This is a genomic window from Rheinheimera tilapiae (assembly GCF_042432165.1).
GTDB classification, from domain to species: Bacteria; Pseudomonadota; Gammaproteobacteria; order Enterobacterales; family Alteromonadaceae; genus Pararheinheimera; species Pararheinheimera tilapiae.
Genome location: NZ_JBHLXP010000004.1, coordinates 30,122 through 47,998 on the forward strand (window position 1 = coordinate 30,122; position 17,877 = coordinate 47,998).

The window sequence follows — 17,877 nt, forward strand, 5'->3', positions numbered from 1 at the left end:
ATCAGGCCTCCTGCTTGGTGTTACGGCATAACGGGAAGCCGAGCTTCTCACGTGCCGCGTAATAAGCTTCCGCACAGGCCTTGGCCAGAGTCCGGACACGCAGAATGTAACGCTGACGCTCAGTCACCGAAATGGCGTGACGGGCATCCAGCAAGTTAAAGGCGTGTGAGGCTTTCATTACTTTTTCATAGGCCGGCAGCGGCAGACCCAGCTCAATCAGCTTATGGCTTTCTGCTTCATGCTGATCAAAGGCCGCAAACAACGCCGGCACATCGGCATATTCGAAATTGTAAGTCGATTGTTCGACTTCATTCTGATGGAACACATCGCCATAAGTGACGCGGCCCATCGGGCCATCGGTCCAGACCAGATCAAAAATGCTGTCAACGCCCTGAATATACATAGCCAGTCGTTCTAAACCGTAGGTGATTTCACCGGTAACCGGGCGACACTCAAGGCCACCGACTTGCTGGAAGTAAGTGAACTGTGTCACTTCCATACCATTTAACCAGACTTCCCAGCCTAAGCCCCAGGCGCCCAACGTTGGCGATTCCCAGTTGTCTTCGACAAAGCGGATGTCATGCACCAGCGTATCGATGCCGAGTTCACGCAGCGAGCCTAAGTACAGCTCCTGAATGTCAGACGGCGACGGCTTCAGAATGACCTGAAATTGATAATAATGTTGCAACCGGTTCGGGTTTTCGCCGTAACGACCATCGGTCGGGCGACGGCATGGCTGCACGTAAGCAACGTTGCTTGGCTCCGGGCCCAGCGAACGTAAGAATGTCATCGGGTGGAATGTACCAGCACCCACTTCCATATCCAGCGGCTGCACAATGACGCAGCCCTGACGAGCCCAATAGTCCTGTAATGCCAGGATCAGGCCCTGAAAGGTTTTAATATCGTATTTGTGCATAGAAAGCGCACCTGCTCCGCTATTTCGGCAATAAAGACCGGAAAGTATACCCATTTGTGCAGGGTTTCTGTAGCGCAACGGTGCGGTTTTTCCGCGCTTTTTCTGTCCATGCCCTTATCAGGCGGGGGATCCAGACAAAACAGCAAAAGAGCCCGTGGCCCCTTTGCTGTTTTGACTGTTTTAAGCTGGTTTAATGCTGCGGTGTAACCTCCACCCGTTCGATATCTGCCGGAACAGGGTCCATCGCAAAGTCGAGTTGCACTTTGGCTTTTTTCAATCCGGTTGCCGACGGACTATACATCCATTGCTGCAGCGCCTTTAAGGCTACGTCGTCAAATACCTGAACCGGCACCGATTTGATAATTTGGACATTTTTGACACTGCCATCTGGCTGAATATCAAACTCAGCAACTACATAACCTTCTGTTCCGGCGGCTGCAGCACCCACCGGAAAACGCGGCTCAACGCGCATCACTGGCTTAATATCCTCCGAGGCACCTGCTGCCTGTACCGGCTGTTGCAGCCACAAAGTAACGCCGACTAAAGCGAGCATGGTCAGCGCCATCGCAGTTTTACTAAAACCTTGCTGGCGCTGTAACAATTGCAGACGTTGTTTCATCATCTTTTTATCTCCATAGTGATTGGTGAGCAGTTGCCAATGGGCGGTACTGCTGTGGGCATTGCTTTGTAGACTGCGCAGCAGCGCATAACTGTAAGCAATCTTTTGGCGGGGGCTGGCGTTCGCTAATACCAAAGCGTCACATGCCAGTTCCTGATCCTGCCGGTAAGCGCGATACGCCAGCCAGCACAGCGGATGGAACCAAAACAGCATCAGCACTAACAGTGCAAACAGGTTGGCGTGCAGGTCGCCACGGCGCCAATGCGTCAGCTCATGTTGTAGGACCAATTGCTGTTGTTCGGCGTCAAATCGTTGCAGGAAATCCACCGGTAGTAATACAGTTGGTTGCCACCAGCCGGTAACAAAAGGCCCTTGCTGGCCGCGGCTTTGTTTGCAGGCTAACGGAGTTTCGACGGCAGTAAATAGGTTGGCGGCTTTCAGCTGTTGGCGGATATGCTGATATTGGCGCCATAAAGCAACGGCCATCACACCGACACCACTCAACCACAGTGCCAATAGCAGTAAAGACCACTGGTGCTCCGCAGCCAGGCCTTTACTCAACTGATGTATATTCAGCTGCACCTGATAGACGGTTGTCTCAGCTTCGGGAGTCAGCTGATATGGCAGTAAAGGCCATAACAGCAAGAGCGGCACAGCAAGCCATAGACTGTATTGCCAGCGCGCGCCCAAGCAGCGCAGTGCCAGTGGCCGCGCCAGCAATAGAACGGTAAGCAGCAGGGTTAAAGGCAACACTTGCGTCAGCAGCCAGTTCAGCATTATTTCTGCTCCTGTTCCCATTTCGCGATCAGCTGTTTCAGCTCTGCCACATCTTCAGCCTTTAGTTGCTGCTGCTCAGCAAAACCCGCCACCAGTGGCGCAAGCCGGCCAGATAACACGCGCTGGATAAAGCTCTGACTTTCCCGCAGCTGATAATCCGATTGTTGCAGCACCGGGAAATACAAATATGCGCGGCCGTCTTTTTCATAGCTGACCGCACCTTTGCTTACTAAGCGGTTGAGTAAAGTTTTCACCGTCTTTTCATGCCACTGACTGGCATCTGCCAGTTGCTCCACCACCTGATTCGCCGTCTGTGGCGCCTGTAGCCACAACACTTTCATCACTTCGAGTTCTGCCTGACTAATCTCTTTCATTTTTAACCCCGGTGTTTCTGTTATCTACTCTCGCACTTGAAACAGAATAATTGATTACACGCGTAATACATTTAATATTACACGCGTAATCAATTAGTGCAACAGGGTGGCTGCAGATTAATTTTCAGTCGATTCACTTGCCTGCACCTGCAGACAGTGCTATTTTCCGGCAGGTCAAAAAGGACGTGAGGACGACCTCACCACTCCAGTTCACCCGGGGACGGCCCCAGCCAGATGTAAGGAGCCGTTCACATGTCGATATCTTATTCTGCTTATCTCTACTTAATTGCTGCTGCCGCTTTTGAAGTGCTATGGGTGTTATGCGTGCGCTTGTCAGATGGTTTCAGTCGTTTGCTGCCGTCTGGTCTCGCAGCTGTCTCAATGTTCCTCAGTGTGTTGTTGCTGGCCAAAGCCAGCCAACAGCTCCCAGTTGCATTGGCTTATTGCGGCTGGGTTGGAATGGGCGCCATCGGCAGTGCTTTGTTGCAACAATTCTATTTTCAACAACCGCTCAGCGCCGGCGCCTGGCTTAGTCTGCTGATGTTACTAGTCGGTATTGTCGGATTGCAGCTGACGCTGGCGCCGCAACATTGACCTTGCCAAAACATCAGGCTGGTTTATTGTCCGGCTAATATTCGCTTCATGCTGAAAGTAAAACTGAGTCATAGTAATGGGCTGCGCCACCAGACAAAGCACTACCAAATAGGGCTTTATTTCGCGATGCGGGCGACAAGACCACGGATTTGGGTAATGCTTAGCGGGGTATTTGGCGAGGCGATCTGATGAATGAAATGTTCACAGTCCGGCAGAGTTTCCGGACGTTGTTGTGGAGTTGCCTGCTGTTACCATGTATGGCGCTGACAGCAGAGATCCCCGCCAAAACCATTGTCTATGCCCGCCCTATTCAGGATGGTGATAGCAGTCAGTTGTATCAGGTTCGACTGTTAGCCGCGGCACTCAATAAGATGGGTATTCGACATCAATTAGTCGCGTCGGAGGTGCCAATGGTACAAGGCCGCTCCTTACGCACGGTTGCAGAAAAACATGGTATTGATGTGTTCTGGAGCGTAACAACCACAGGACGCGAGCAGTTACTGACTCCGGTTAGATTCCCCATTGATAAAGGCCTGTATGGTTGGCGCATTTTGCTGCTGTCACCACAACAGGCGCAATCCGCACCTCTGTTGCAGTTAAACGATCTAAAAAAGTTGTTACTGACACAAGGCCATGACTGGCCAGATACCGAAATCCTGCGTTTTAATAAACTTAAAGTGGTCCCTTCCAACCAGTATTCGTCCATGTTCGAAATGGTTTCAAACAACCGGGTTGATGCCTTTCCTCGTTCTGTTCTTGAGATTTGGCGGGAGCAAGCTGAAGCAAAAGTGCAGTTACCAGTTGAAGCAAGTCTGGTACTCTATTATCCAACAGCTTTGTATTATTTTTTCTCGCGCGAGCAACAAGAATTGGCACATCAGGTCGAACAAGGCTTGGAGCTTATGCTGCAAAGTGGCGAATTCGAGGCGATGTTTATGCAAGAATTTGGTGACGCTATTGCCCGTTCAAAGCTGGCCGAACGTCACCTGATTCAATTACGAAATCCATTATTGCCAACAGCAACGCCACTAGATCGTACTGAACTTTGGTATATACCAACGCAGGTCCAATAGGTCAATTGGACTTCCCTAGTCCAGACTTTTCCACGCAATACCATTAGGATTCTGCATAAAAAAAGCAGACCTAAGTCTGCTTTTTTTATGATACAGGGCACAGTGTTTTAGATATCGAGATTCGCAACACGCAATGCGTTTTCTTCGATAAAGGCCCGACGTGGTTCTACTTCATCACCCATCAATGTATTAAACAATTGATCGGCGCCAATCGCATCTTCAATGGTGACTCGCAGCATACGGCGAGTATTCGGATCCATAGTCGTTTCCCACAACTGTTCAGGGTTCATTTCACCTAACCCTTTATAGCGTTGGATATACAGACCTTTTTTCGACTCAGTGATGAGCCAATCCAGACCTTCGACAAAATTGCTGATCGGTTTGATTTTCTCACCACGGCGGATATAACCACCTTCTTCAATCAGGTCACGGATCGAATCGCCCAAAGCAGCGATACGGCCGTAATCAATTGACGTGATAAAGTCATAATGCAGCACATATTCATTGTCGATACCATGCTGGCGGATCACAATTTTTGGTAATGTCAGATTCCGTTCGCGGTCTTCGGTCACATCAAAGGTGTAACTGGAACCATCACCTTCTTTGTCTTGCAGACGTTTGGCCAGTTTGGCAACCCACTCTTTAGTAAGAGTTGCGTCTTTTAACATTTCAACTGTAATACCAGGAACATAAACCAGCTCATTCAGCAGATTTAATGGGATCTTACGACCCAAACGATCGATGGTAGTTTTACATTTGTAGTACTGGCTGACCAAAGCTTCCAGCGGCGCGCCGCCAATGCCTGGGGCATCCGCGTTAACGTGCAACGTTGCTTCGTCCAATGCCAACGTGGTCAGGTATTCGGTCATCGCAGTATCATCTTTGATGTACTGCTCTTGTTTGCCCTTTTTCACTTTATACAGCGGCGGTTGCGCAATGTAGATGTAACCGCGCTCAATCAGCTCAGGCGTCTGACGATAGAAGAAGGTCAGTAACAAGGTACGAATGTGAGAACCGTCGACGTCCGCATCCGTCATCAGGATGATGCTGTGGTAACGAGTCTTATCCGGATTGTATTCTTCACGGCCAATACCACAACCCAATGCAGTGATCAGCGTACCTACTTCCTGTGACGAAATCATTTTGTCGAAGCGCGCTTTCTCCACGTTCAGGATTTTACCTTTCAGTGGCAGGATCGCCTGGTTTTTACGATTACGGCCCTGCTTGGCAGACCCGCCCGCAGAGTCACCCTCTACCAGATACAGTTCAGACAATGCCGGGTCTTTTTCCTGACAATCGGCTAACTTACCAGGCAAACCAGCAATATCCAGTGCGCCTTTGCGTCGTGTCATTTCACGCGCTTTGCGCGCCGCTTCCCGCGCACGGGCCGCATCAACAATTTTAGTGACGATGATTTTGGCATCGTTCGGGCTTTCCAGCAGATATTCGTTCAGCTTCTCGTGCATCACACTTTCGACCGCTGATTTCACTTCGCTGGATACCAGCTTATCTTTGGTCTGCGAGCTGAATTTAGGATCCGGCACTTTCACGCTGATAACTGCGGTTAAACCTTCCCGCGCATCATCACCAGTGGCGGTCACTTTCATCTTCTTGGCATAACCTTCTGCATCGATGTACGTGTTCAACACGCGGGTTAATGCTGAGCGGAAACCCGCTAAGTGAGTACCACCATCGCGCTGCGGAATATTGTTGGTAAAACAATAAATGCCTTCCTGGAACGAGTCATTCCACTGCATCGCAACTTCAACGGTAATACCGTCATCACGTGATGAGCAAAAGTAGAAAGCTTTTGGATGGATCGCCGTTTTGGTGCGATTTAAATACTGCACAAACGCTTCGATACCACCTTCGTATTTGAAGTGGTCTTTTTTGTCGTCGCGTTCATCACTCAGAATAATGCTGACACCAGAGTTCAGGAATGACAGTTCACGCAGGCGTTTAGCCAGAATGTCGTAGTGAAAGTTAATGTCGGTAAATATCGTATCACTAGGCCAAAAGCGAATTTCGGTACCTGTGCTATCGGTCTCACCAATCACTTTTAACGGCTCATCCGGTACACCCAGGCGATAGATCTGGTTGTGTACTTTATTTTTGCGGCGAATCGTTAGTTCCAGTTTGTCTGACAGCGCGTTCACAACCGACACACCAACACCGTGCAGACCACCAGATACTTTGTACGAGTTATCGTCAAACTTACCACCGGCATGTAATACAGTCATGATGACTTCAGCGGCCGAAACCCCTTCTTCATGCATATCGGTCGGAATACCACGACCGTTGTCGCGGACTGACACTGAGTTGTCACTGTGAATGGTGACAAACACATCGCTACAATAACCTGCTAATGCTTCGTCTATTGAGTTATCGACAACTTCGAACACCATATGGTGCAAGCCTGAGCCGTCATCGGTGTCCCCGATGTACATACCAGGTCTTTTGCGAACTGCATCTAAACCTTTCAGTACTTTAATACTCGAGGAATCGTAATTATGTTCTTCGGCCATCATTATCCGTCCGTTTTATCTGCCCATGTTCCACGTGGAACAATGCCGCGTCCTGGGTCAGGTGCGGCAAAATCTGGTCAGGTTCAATTGCAGTAATAAACACCTGCGATTGGAGTTGAGCTAAAAATTTGAAGATCTGGCGTTTGGATTGGTCATCCAACTCAGACGCCAGATCATCGATTAACAACAAAGGCTGTTTATGCCCCCGCTGCGCAATCACGTTACTCTGTGCCACTTTCAGTGCAAACAGCAGCACTTTCAGCTGACCACGCGACAACAAGTCGTCCACATATTCGCCATCAACTTTTAAGCGCAAATCTGCTTTTTGTGGTCCTAGCTGACTATAACCAGCTTTCAGATCACTGCTGAAACTGTCTTGCAGTTGCTGCCATAACTCTGCAGCTTCACCACTGCGAACCTGCCATCCGGGGGCAAGTTCCAACTGAAGGCCTGCCAAGCTAGGAACGTCTGCTGTCAGTGTCAGTAAGACGCTTGAAAGCGTCTGCAAGTACTGCTGGCGTAACTGCTGCAATTGCACCGCAAGTTCAACGTATTGTTGATCCCAATATTGATACTGGGCACCATACGCTTGTCTGCTTTTTAATAAGGCATTTCGTTGCTTTAATACCTTATGAAAACGCAGCCATGTGTCATAAAAGGAAGGTTCCACGTGGAACAATCCCAAATCAAAAAACTGCCGTCGCTCTTTCGGACCACCAAAAAACAAGCGAAAACTTTCAGGCTGTAATAGCTGTACCGGTAACAAACTGGCGCAATCTGCCAATCGTTGCACCGCCTCACCATTTAACCGCACCTGCCAGTCGCCTTGTCGATCCCGTTGCATCCCCAACGCAATCTGTTGCATTGACCAATCAACACGCGCAAATAACGTGTATTGCGCCTGCTCGTGCCGGATCACCTTATACGGCTTCCCAGTACGGAATGACCGTCCATGCGCCAACAGATAAATAGCTTCTAATAAGCTGGTTTTGCCGCTGCCATTGGCACCATAAATCAAATTCCAGCCTGGATGAAAATCCAGCTGCGCCTGCTTGATATTACGAAAATCATGCAGGTGCAACGAAGTTAAAGCCATGCGTCAGAGCCGCATTGGCATCACGACATACAAGGCTCCAGGGTTGCCAACCCCTTCGACCAGCGAACTGGAATTGGCATCACTTAAATGCATCACCACCAAATCTGTATTAAGCGTATTTAATACATCCAGCACGTAACCGACATTAAAGCCGATCTCGAGAGTATCGCCGTTGTATTCGACCTCAATGACTTCCTCTGCCTGTTCATGCTCAGGATTGTTCGCGACTATCTGCAGTTCTTGTGGATTTAACGTAAACCGCACGCCACGATACTTTTCGTTGGAAAGAATAGAAGCGCGCACACATGCGTCTTTTAATACCGAACGATGCGCGGTGAGTTGACGTGAACTATTGCGTGGCAGCACTCTACGGTAATCCGGGAAACGGCCATCAATCAACTTACTGCTAAAACTAAACTGGCTGTCCATCAGCCGGATATGATTCTGCCCAATACTCAGACGGATTAACTGGTCATCCGCAGCCAGCAAACGCATCAATTCCAAAACACCTTTGCGCGGTATAATGACCTGCTTTTGCTGACCTGCAGTGACCCCAAGCTCCATCGAGCTCAACGCCAGCCGGTGACCGTCTGTAGCAACAGTCCGTAACGTGCCATTATCTACTTCAAACAACAAACCATTTAAGTAATAACGTACATCCTGGTTTGCCATCGAAAATGCGGTATCTTCCATCAGCTTGCGTAGTTGGATGCGGCTGAGTTCGAATTCGACTTCACCTTGCCAGCTTTCCAGATTCGGATAATCACTCGCACTCAGGGTCGCCAGGGTAAATTTACTTTTCCCGGTGCTGACAACACAATTGTCGCCTTGCAGTTGTAGCGTCAACACACAAGATTCTGGCAAGGACCGGCAGATATCTAATAACTTTTTCGCCGGAATAGTCACTCGTCCGGGCGTGATCACTTGTTGCGGAAATGCGGCAGCAACCAGCTCAATCTCCAGATCTGTGCCCGTCAACGCGATTTGATCCTGAGTCACGTCGAGTAATACATTCGACAGAATAGGCAAAGTATGCCGGCGCTCAATCGCACCAGACACCATTTGTAAGGGTTTTAATAAAGCGTCACGCTCAATAATAAAATGCATAACAAGTCCCTATTAAGATGACAATGTCCGGATTAAATTTTGAAAATCTTCTTTAATTTCATGAGTTTCTTCTTTCAAAGACTCAATCTTCCGGCAAGCGTGCAATACGGTTGTATGATCCCGGCCGCCAAACGCATCACCGATCTCGGGTAAACTGTGGTTGGTGAGCTCTTTTGATAACGCCATCGCCATCTGCCGTGGACGAGCAACCGAGCGCGAACGACGTTTAGATAACAGATCAGCGACGCGGATTTTATAATACTCGGCGACTGTCTTTTGAATATTTTCTATTGTTACCAGCTTGTCCTGTAGCGCCAATAAATCACGCAATGACTCGCGGACAAAATCGATAGTAATGGGCCGACCAGTAAAATTGGCGTTAGCAGTGATGCGGTTTAATGCCCCTTCAAGCTCCCGGACATTCGATCGCAGCCGTTTGGCGACAAAAAATGCCACTTCTTCCGGCAATCGGATGTTATTTTCCTGCGCTTTGCGCATCAGGATCGCAACCCGGGTTTCTAACTCTGGTGGCTCAATGGCAATGGTCAGACCCCAACCAAACCGGCTCTTCAAACGCTCTTCAACGCCATCAATTTCTTTCGGATATCGATCCGACGTCAGTATGATTTGTTGGTTACCTTCAAGTAACGCATTGAATGTATGGAAGAATTCTTCTTGTGATCGATCTTTCTTGGCAAAAAACTGAATATCATCGATCAGCAATGCATCAACAGAGCGGTAATATCGCTTAAATTCTTCGATCGCATTATTCTGCAGCGCTTTTACCATATCTTGGACAAAACGCTCTGAATGCATATAGATGACTTTTGCATCAGGCTTTTTTGCCAGGATCCCGTTGCCAACAGCATGCAACAAGTGAGTCTTACCGAGGCCGGTCCCACCATACAAAAATAACGGGTTATAGGCTGTACCCGGATTGTCGGCGACCTGACTGGCAGCTGCACGGGCTAATTGGTTCGACTTACCTTCAACGAAATTCTCAAAGGTATAGTTCGCACGCACGTTACTACGCACTATAGTTTTTGGCGCTGGCTCTGCCACAGCTGCAGACGCAGCAGGTGCTGCAGCAACAGGGACAAGCCTGCTACTGGCGACCGGGCTTACCTTGGGAGTTTTCTGACTGCTGCCAACTTCAAAACGCAAACGTGGAGAATGATCACCACAATAATCATGGATCAACTCATTGATCCGGTTCAGATATTTATCGCGAACCCAATCCAACACAAAGCGATTTGGTGCATAAAGCGTTAATGCGTCATGAGAACTGTCGGCCTGCAGCGGTCGGATCCACATACTGAACTGTTGTGCTGGCAGCTCAGACTGCAACGCTTCCAGGCAATTTTGCCAAACTGACTGATACACCATATCTCCATCAGCCTCGAATAATTAGTATTGGACAAGGCAGGTGTTAGGGAAAGACCTGCATTATGAGCCGATCTTATCCACAACTGCAATATTGACTTTTTGAAAAAGCGGATGATTCGAACAACATCAACATATTCAATTGTTTTATATACATTTTTATCTTTTAGACAATTTAATAATACCGGCAAAACGGCTGCTATTTTTCTGGTATATCCATGGTCTTAATGTAGATTCATGCACATATTATCCCAGAACAAAGCTCAGCCTGTGGACAACTGTGAAAGATCTTGGATCTGAGTGGGAAATAACCAAGGATCGCATTGACAAGCAGGGGCAGAATACTTAGAATTCGCGCTCTTTTTTAAATCGCTGCGTTTTGGTACTTACTAAAACTCAGATTCAGTTAGTAACTATCGACCGGACGGACGAAGAAAATGAGCAAAAGAACCTTTCAACCAAGCGTTTTAAAACAGAAACGCAACCACGGTTTCCGTGCACGCATGGCAGATAAAAATGGCCGCGCAGTATTAGCACGTCGCCGTGCGAAAGGCCGCAAGCGCTTAACTGTCTAGTCAGTTATTTAAAGCGCTGCGTGGTCAGCTATACCTTCAGCAGGGAGTTACGTCTGTTAACTCCCCGCGAATTCGACAATGTATTCCAGAACCCGTTCCGGGTCGCTTCCCCACTCTTCACTATCCTGTGTAAAGCCAATCAATCTGATCATCCACGGATTGGTCTGACGATCGCTAAAAAACGTGCTAAATTGGCCGTCCATCGGAATCGCATCAAACGTTGTGCCCGTGACAGTTTCCGGCTGCATCAGCACGAATTGCCACCGGTCGATATGGTGCTGATGGTGAAAGGCGATATCAGCAACACTGACAACGCAGAGCTACACCAGCAACTGGAGCGCTTATGGAGCAAAATCGCCCGCCAGTACAAAGCTATCCAACCAAAATCCTGATCACAGCGATTTATGGTTATCAGCGATGTATTAGCCCGCTGTTCCCGCCCAGCTGCCGTTTTACTCCGAGTTGCTCACATTATGCTGTTGAAGCATTACAACGCTTTGGCGTGATAAAAGGCAGTTGGTTAACCACACAACGTCTATTAAAATGTCACCCTTTACATCCGGGTGGTGAAGACCCAGTTCCTGACAAGCAAAAGAGATAAGCTCACACATGGAATCGCAACGTAGTTTATTAGTGATTGCCTTTGCAATCGTCAGTTTTTTTCTGTGGCAAGACTGGCAGAAAGATTATGGTCCAAAGCCAGTTGTTCCGGCTCAAACCGCGATCAACAGCCCTAATGCCAGCGCCGAACCTCAGTTGTCAGCCTCAGGTCCACTGAGCAATACCACTTCAACGACTGCAGCGGTAACAGAAGGCAAAGTCATTGAAGTCAATACTGATGTGCTGAATGTCAAAATTGACACCCGTGGTGGCGATATCGTTGGCCTAGTGCTACCGAAATACACGCTAAGCCTGGAAGACAACACGCCATATCCGTTAATGCGTCAACTTAATGGCTTCAACTACACAGCGCAAAGCGGTCTGTTAGGTGACGGCCCTGATGAAAAACGCACTGCCAAACCTGTATATAGCGTCACTCAGGATAAATTCGCTTTGGCTGATGGCCAAACTGAACTGAATGTCAGCCTGAAACTGGAACACAACGGTCTGCAAATTGAGAAACGTTATACCTTCAGCGCTGGCAAATATGATGTCCGGGTTGATTATATCGTAACCAACACCAGTACCGGCAGCAAAGTCATCCAGCCTTATCATTATCTGGCTCAGACCATCGAAAATGGTAAAGACGGCAATATGATGATGCCGGTATACCGTGGCGGTGCTTACTCCACCAGTGAACAACGTTATGAAAAGTTCGCCTTTGAAGATATGCAGGACCAAAACCTGGACCTTGCGACCAAAGGCGGCTGGGTCAGCATGCTGGAACACTACTTTGTCTCGGCTTGGGTACCGCAAGCCGAAGAACAAAACCAACTGTTCAGTCTGGTCAACAACAATGAAGGTATTATTGGCGTACGTGGTCCGCAAAGCAGCATTGCAGCCGGCGAAAGTAAAACTCTGACCGCAACCTTCTACGCAGGTCCGAAAGATCAGGCCAGTCTTGCGGCAATTGCACATGGACTGGACCTCACCGTTGATTACGGCTGGTTATGGTTTATCTCTCAACCTCTGTTCTGGTTGTTGCAGCAAATCCACAATTTAGTTAGCAACTGGGGTGTCGCAATCATTGCCATCACGCTGCTGATTAAACTGGCGATGTTCCCGTTGACTAAAGCCCAGTACGAAGGCATGGCAAAGATGCGCAATTTGAAGCCAAAAATCGACGAGCTGCAGGCGCGTTATAAAGACGACAAGCAGAAGATGGGCCCGGCGATGATGGAACTGTATCGCAAAGAGAAAGTAAACCCGATGGGTGGTTGTCTGCCAATGCTGATCCAGATGCCAATTTTCCTGGCACTGTATTTTGTGTTTGTCGAAAGTATTGAATTACGTCAGGCGCCGTTTATCTTCTGGATCAAAGATTTATCTGTAATGGATCCATATTTAGTACTGCCAATTCTGTACATTGTCAGTATGTATGCAATGCAGAAGCTGACACCTGTCACAGTGACAGATCCGATGCAGCAAAAAATCATGTTGTGGATGCCAGTCGTCTTTGGTCTGTTTTTCATCATTTTCCCAAGCGGTCTGGTGCTGTACTGGGTGGTCAGTAACCTGATCTCACTGGCGCAGATGCTGTATATCTACAAAGGTATGGAGAAAAAAGGCCTGCACGTACGTAACGCCTGAACATCCTGACCGAATGCACAATGGCCGTTACACTTGTAATGGCCATTTTTTTATCTGAAGTGAAGAGGAATAGGGTATGTACGCCACTGATACCATCGCTGCACAAGCCACAGCTCCGGGACGCGCCGGGGTTGGAATTATCCGGGTTTCAGGCCCGCAAGCTGTTGCAGTCGCACAGGCTGTATTAGGCCGCGTGCCAAAAGCTCGTGTCGCGGAATATCTGCCCTTTCTCGCTGCTGACCGATCCGTCTTGGACCAGGGCATCGCGCTGTACTTTCCGGGTCCGAATTCTTTCACCGGCGAAGATGTGCTGGAACTGCAAGGCCATGGCGGACCCGTGCTACTCGATATGCTATTGCGACGTATTCTGCAAATAACAGATTTACGCATCGCCCGCCCTGGCGAGTTTTCTGAACGGGCATTTTTGAACGACAAACTCGATCTGACCCAAGCAGAAGCAATTGCTGATCTCATTGATGCCAGCAGCGAGCAGGCAGCCCGCAGTGCGATGCAATCATTGCAAGGCGAGTTCTCCCGGCAAATCCATGCGTTAGTGGAAAAAGTGATTTATTTGCGCATGTATGTTGAGGCTGCCATTGATTTCCCGGACGAAGAAATTGATTTTCTGTCCGATGGCAAAGTGTCTGGCGACCTGGCAGTCATTCGCGCCGATTTAACACAGATCCAAAAACAGGCCACTCAGGGCAGTATTCTGCGCGAAGGCATGAAAGTGGTGATCGCAGGCCGTCCAAATGCCGGCAAATCCAGTTTACTGAATGCGCTGGCCGGACGTGAAGCCGCCATTGTCACAGACATCGCTGGCACCACCCGCGACGTGCTGCGCGAACATATCCATATTGATGGCATGCCTTTGCATATCATTGATACCGCAGGACTGCGCGAAGCCACTGACAAAGTCGAGCAAATTGGTATCGAACGCGCTTGGCAGGAAATTTTGCAGGCAGATCGGGTACTCTTTATGGTCGACAGTACTACCACAGCAGCAATAGATCCGGCCGAGATTTGGCCCGATTTTATCGCGCAGATCCCGCCAGAATTGGGGATCAGCGTGATCCGAAATAAAGCCGATTTAACCGGCGAGCCGGTCGGTGGCGAAGATAGTGGCAAATATCCGTTGTTTCGCCTGTCTGCTAAAGATAAAACCGGGTTGGATGCCCTTCGCGAGCATTTAAAAGCCTGCATGGGTTTTGAAACGGGGAATGAAGGCAGTTTTATTGCCAGACGCCGCCATCTTGACGCATTAGCCCGGGCATCTGAACACCTGTCCATCGGTGAGCAGCAATTGCATGACCATCTGGCCGGCGAACTGTTAGCAGAAGAATTGCGCCTGACTCAGCAGCACTTAAATGAAATTACCGGCGAATTCAGCTCTGATGATCTGTTAGGCCGGATCTTTTCCAGCTTCTGTATCGGAAAATAAGCAAAAAAAGCCGGCTATCGAGCCGGCTTCTCGTACATCAGCCCTTAGCGGGCATAAGTTGCCGTTAATGTTGCTTTGGCCAGTGCACTGGCGTTCAGCATAAATCCCACTACCGCAGCGCTGGCGCCATCAGGAACACCCAATGCTGCCGTCGGTAATGCCCAAACCGTGAATTGATACCGATGCATGCCATGTCCCTCTGGTGGACAAGCACCGCCAAATTCCTTAATACCATAATCGTTATTAAAGGAACGGCAGCCGGCAGGTAGCGCGCCATTGCCGGCACCTCGAGCCAGTGCATTGACATCTGCCGGGATATCTAACACCAGCCAATGCCAGAAACCGGAGCCGGTCGGCGCATCCGGATCATATACCGTAATGGCAAAACTCTGAGTACCTTCTGGCGCATTTTGCCAGTGCAATGCAGGTGATAAATTAGGCCCATCACAGCCAAAACCGTTGAATTCAAATGTTTTTGCCATGAAATGACCTTCCTGAATATCCGGACTGGTCAGATTAAATTTATTGTTTTGCATCAGAACTCCATCGTTGATCATTTGCAACTGAGCATAACTCAGTACCAATTTATCCGACATAAAATGGTAGCGCCATCGCTGTTTGTCCAATCATCCAGGACTAATGGAGACCGGACATCATTACATAGCTGAATAGTGACTTACTGTTCATTCTGTAGTGATATCGCGCTGCGGTGTTGTTGCAACCACTGGTAAAACTGCTGTTTTGGCAATGCGCCGGCAAGTTGGGCCACGACCTGCCCTTTGTGTAACAACATCAGCGTTGGGATCGATCTGATTTGAAACTGTGCTGCCAACTGCTGCTGCGTTTCAGTATTTATTTTACCAAAGCGCAAATGCGGCTCAAATTCGCGTGCGGCCTGAGCAAACGTAGGGGCAAAACTCTGGCAGGGTCCACACCAGGCCGCCCAGAAATCCAGCACCACCGGTAGATCTGATTTTTGCACCAGATTGGCAAAATTTTCTGCGGTAATGTCAACCGGACTGCCGGTAAACAAACTTTGCCCGCATTTGCCACACAGCGGCGTCTGACCGAGTCTGCTGGCTGGCAAGCGGTTCAGGCCGGCACAGTGGGGACAGGCGATAATCATGATTTGGGATCCTCATAGGCTTTGTCATGATCTGGGGGTTATCAGCAAAACATCAAGGGACGAAACGAGGAGCCGAAAAAACAAAAACCCCGCAAAAGCGGGGTCTCTGACTAGCGACAAAACCAGTTGGGCTTATGAGCCTTCGCGGGTCCGCGGTTTTTTCGGTGCAGCACCTGGCCGTGGGCCAGTGCCTGCCGCTGGAGCACCACGATCTGGGCGTTCACTGCGTTCAGTACGATCAGCACCACTGCGTTGATAACGTTCAGGACGCTCACCGCGCTCTGAACCTGGACCACCAGAATCTACACTAATGTTCAGCTTCTGTTTCCGCACATAAACCTTTTTCAGATGCTGAAAGACTTCTGTTGGCATATCGCCTGGTAATTCCACTGTTGAGAAATGATCAAACAGTTTGATGTTACCGATGAACTGGCTGTCAATATTGGCTTCGTTGGCGATGGCACCTACGATATCACCAGCACGAACGCCGTGCTCTTTACCAACTTCAATCCGGTAGTTGATATAGTTGCCTTGCAACTCGCGACGTGGTGGGCGTGGACCACGCTCCGGGCGATCACCTGAACGCTCAGGACGGTCACCTGTACGCGCCGGACGATCTCCACGTTCAGGGCGCTCGCCACGTGCATGCGGCTCACGGATCTCAGGGAACTGACCAGCAACATTTAACGGCTGACCCTTTTGTGCCATAAACAACAGCGCAGCAGCTAAATCAGCATCAGTCGTTTCCAACTTTTCACGCCAGTCGTTGATCAGATCCTGGAAGAAACTCAGGTTTTTCGCTTCGATAGTGTTGGCCAGTAATTCGCGGAATGATTCGATCCGGCGCTGTTCAATCACTTCGCCTGTTGGCAACGACATTTTTTCAATTGGCTGGCGGGTAGCGAGTTCAATAGTGCGCAGCAGACGACGTTCACGTGGTGACACGAACAGAATCGCTTTCCCTTCACGACCAGCACGACCAGTCCGGCCGATACGGTGAACATAAGCTTCACTGTCGTACGGAATGTCGTAGTTAATAACTAAGCTGATCCGTTCAACGTCCAGACCGCGTGCAGCAACATCAGTTGCAACAATCACATCGATCTGGCTGGCTTTTAAACGGCGAATAGTTTGTTCGCGGTTGGCCTGGTTCATATCGCCATTGAGGCAAGCGACTGCATAACCGCGAGCACCTAATTTTTCGGCAATTTCCTCAGTAGCACTCTTAGTACGAACGAAAATAATGCTGGCATCATATTCTTCGCCTTCCAGTACACGGGTCAGTGCGTCCAGCTTTTGATTTCCATCCAGCATCACATAACGTTGTGTGATCCGCTCAACAGTACTGGTTTTAGATTCAATCTTAATTTCATGAGCATTTTTCAGATGCTTCTGCGCGATGGCGCGGATTTGCGATGGCATAGTTGCAGAGAACATTGCAACCTGACGACCTGCTGGTGTCGCATCCATGATGGTTTGTACATCATCGATAAAACCCATCCGCAGCATTTCATCGGCTTCGTCTAACACGATGGCGCGCAGTTTATCCAGCTTTAACGTACCGCGATCTAAGTGATCAAGAATACGACCTGGCGTACCTACAATGACTTGCGATCCGCGTTTTAATGATTTCAGCTGGTTGGTATAGCTTTGGCCACCATATAAAGGCAGCACATGGAATGCAGGCATAAAGCGGGCATAAGCCTGAAACGCTTCTGCAACCTGGATCGCCAGCTCACGCGTTGGCGCTAGCACTAGGATTTGTGGCTCGTTCTGTGCGGGATCAAGCCGGGCCAGTAATGGCAATGCAAAGGCGGCAGTTTTACCGGTACCGGTTTGTGCCTGGCCTAATAAGTCCTCACCAGCTAACAGTTTTGGGATTGCGGCCGCCTGGATAGGAGACGGTGTTTCGTAACCCAATTCTGTGACCGCGCGTAACAATGGTTCTGGCAGGTCAAGCTGGGAAAAAGTCAGGGACTCGGACATATGTTGTATTAACCTCAATAACACGCAGGCGCTTC

General features: G+C 49.1%; 17 protein-coding genes. 7 read left to right on the forward strand and 10 right to left on the reverse strand.

The features are described 5' to 3' along the window. Position 1: 1 nt before the first annotated feature. From glyQ to ACFFJP_RS15075, 3 genes are all read right to left on the reverse strand, one after another. Positions 2 to 916, reverse strand: a complete 915-nt coding sequence (glyQ, locus tag ACFFJP_RS15065; RefSeq protein ID WP_377245824.1) for a glycine--tRNA ligase subunit alpha — start codon at positions 914 to 916, stop codon at positions 2 to 4. Positions 917 to 1,106: 190 nt separating this feature from the next. Then, positions 1,107 to 2,312, reverse strand: coding sequence for a M56 family metallopeptidase (locus ACFFJP_RS15070; RefSeq protein ID WP_377245827.1), 1,206 nt, complete (start codon positions 2,310 to 2,312; stop codon positions 1,107 to 1,109). Continuing rightward, positions 2,312 to 2,686, reverse strand: a complete 375-nt coding sequence (locus ACFFJP_RS15075; protein ID WP_377245830.1) for a BlaI/MecI/CopY family transcriptional regulator — start codon at positions 2,684 to 2,686, stop codon at positions 2,312 to 2,314. The genes ACFFJP_RS15070 and ACFFJP_RS15075 overlap by 1 nt, the downstream gene beginning before the upstream one ends. A gap of 252 nt (positions 2,687 to 2,938) precedes the next feature. Here ACFFJP_RS15075 and ACFFJP_RS15080 point away from each other — a divergent pair, with 252 nt between their 5' ends. Together ACFFJP_RS15080 and ACFFJP_RS15085 are read left to right on the forward strand one after the other, a co-directional pair. Beyond that, positions 2,939 to 3,280 (forward strand): DMT family transporter, encoded by a 342-nt coding sequence (locus tag ACFFJP_RS15080; RefSeq protein ID WP_377245833.1) that lies wholly within the window; start codon positions 2,939 to 2,941, stop codon positions 3,278 to 3,280. A gap of 188 nt (positions 3,281 to 3,468) precedes the next feature. After that, a complete protein-coding gene (locus ACFFJP_RS15085) occupies positions 3,469 to 4,353 on the forward strand; it encodes a transporter substrate-binding domain-containing protein (RefSeq protein ID WP_377245836.1) in 885 nt (294 codons plus the stop codon). Between the two features lie 107 nt (positions 4,354 to 4,460). Here the strand turns inward: ACFFJP_RS15085 and gyrB are convergent, their stop codons facing one another. From gyrB to dnaA, 4 genes are read right to left on the reverse strand one after another with little or no spacing between them, the layout of a single operon-like run. Next, positions 4,461 to 6,878 carry a DNA topoisomerase (ATP-hydrolyzing) subunit B gene (gyrB, locus tag ACFFJP_RS15090; RefSeq protein WP_377246541.1) on the reverse strand — a complete coding sequence of 806 codons (2,418 nt, stop codon included), beginning with the start codon at positions 6,876 to 6,878 and terminating at the stop codon, positions 4,461 to 4,463. Next, positions 6,862 to 7,974 (reverse strand): DNA replication/repair protein RecF, encoded by a 1,113-nt coding sequence (recF, locus tag ACFFJP_RS15095; RefSeq protein WP_377245839.1) that lies wholly within the window; start codon positions 7,972 to 7,974, stop codon positions 6,862 to 6,864. The genes gyrB and recF overlap by 17 nt, the downstream gene beginning before the upstream one ends. Positions 7,975 to 7,977: 3 nt before the next feature. Beyond that, positions 7,978 to 9,081: a DNA polymerase III subunit beta gene (gene dnaN, locus ACFFJP_RS15100; RefSeq protein ID WP_377245842.1), complete on the reverse strand. Its 1,104-nt coding sequence runs from the start codon at positions 9,079 to 9,081 to the stop codon at positions 7,978 to 7,980. A 12-nt stretch (positions 9,082 to 9,093) separates the two neighbouring features. Continuing rightward, positions 9,094 to 10,464, reverse strand: coding sequence for a chromosomal replication initiator protein DnaA (gene dnaA, locus ACFFJP_RS15105; protein WP_377245845.1), 1,371 nt, complete (start codon positions 10,462 to 10,464; stop codon positions 9,094 to 9,096). Between the two features lie 437 nt (positions 10,465 to 10,901). Here dnaA and rpmH point away from each other — a divergent pair, with 437 nt between their 5' ends. The 5 genes from rpmH to mnmE all read left to right on the forward strand — a co-directional run bounded on the left by rpmH (position 10,902) and on the right by mnmE (position 14,730). Then, a complete protein-coding gene (gene rpmH / locus ACFFJP_RS15110; protein WP_084164225.1) occupies positions 10,902 to 11,039 on the forward strand; it encodes a 50S ribosomal protein L34 in 138 nt (45 codons plus the stop codon). 20 nt (positions 11,040 to 11,059) lie between these two features. Continuing rightward, entirely contained in the window at positions 11,060 to 11,431 is a 372-nt protein-coding gene (gene rnpA, locus ACFFJP_RS15115) for a ribonuclease P protein component (RefSeq protein ID WP_377245848.1), read from the forward strand. After that, positions 11,383 to 11,640: a membrane protein insertion efficiency factor YidD gene (gene yidD / locus ACFFJP_RS15120; protein WP_208932530.1), complete on the forward strand. Its 258-nt coding sequence runs from the start codon at positions 11,383 to 11,385 to the stop codon at positions 11,638 to 11,640. Before rnpA ends, yidD begins: the two co-directional genes overlap by 49 nt. Positions 11,641 to 11,648: 8 nt before the next feature. Beyond that, positions 11,649 to 13,289 (forward strand): membrane protein insertase YidC, encoded by a 1,641-nt coding sequence (gene yidC / locus ACFFJP_RS15125; RefSeq protein ID WP_377245851.1) that lies wholly within the window; start codon positions 11,649 to 11,651, stop codon positions 13,287 to 13,289. Positions 13,290 to 13,365: 76 nt separating this feature from the next. Continuing rightward, the gene (gene mnmE / locus ACFFJP_RS15130) at positions 13,366 to 14,730 is read left to right on the forward strand and encodes a tRNA uridine-5-carboxymethylaminomethyl(34) synthesis GTPase MnmE (RefSeq protein WP_377245854.1); all 1,365 of its coding nucleotides are present in this window, start codon (positions 13,366 to 13,368) and stop codon (positions 14,728 to 14,730) included. Positions 14,731 to 14,774: 44 nt separating this feature from the next. On the opposite strand, the gene ACFFJP_RS15135 is transcribed toward mnmE, so the two are convergent. From ACFFJP_RS15135 to ACFFJP_RS15145, 3 genes are all read right to left on the reverse strand, one after another. Further along, a complete protein-coding gene (locus ACFFJP_RS15135; protein ID WP_377245857.1) occupies positions 14,775 to 15,266 on the reverse strand; it encodes a YbhB/YbcL family Raf kinase inhibitor-like protein in 492 nt (163 codons plus the stop codon). Between the two features lie 140 nt (positions 15,267 to 15,406). Then, positions 15,407 to 15,856 carry a thioredoxin TrxC gene (gene trxC, locus ACFFJP_RS15140; protein WP_377245860.1) on the reverse strand — a complete coding sequence of 150 codons (450 nt, stop codon included), beginning with the start codon at positions 15,854 to 15,856 and terminating at the stop codon, positions 15,407 to 15,409. A 132-nt stretch (positions 15,857 to 15,988) separates the two neighbouring features. Continuing rightward, positions 15,989 to 17,842 (reverse strand): DEAD/DEAH box helicase, encoded by a 1,854-nt coding sequence (locus ACFFJP_RS15145; RefSeq protein ID WP_377245863.1) that lies wholly within the window; start codon positions 17,840 to 17,842, stop codon positions 15,989 to 15,991. Positions 17,843 to 17,877 lie beyond the last annotated feature (35 nt).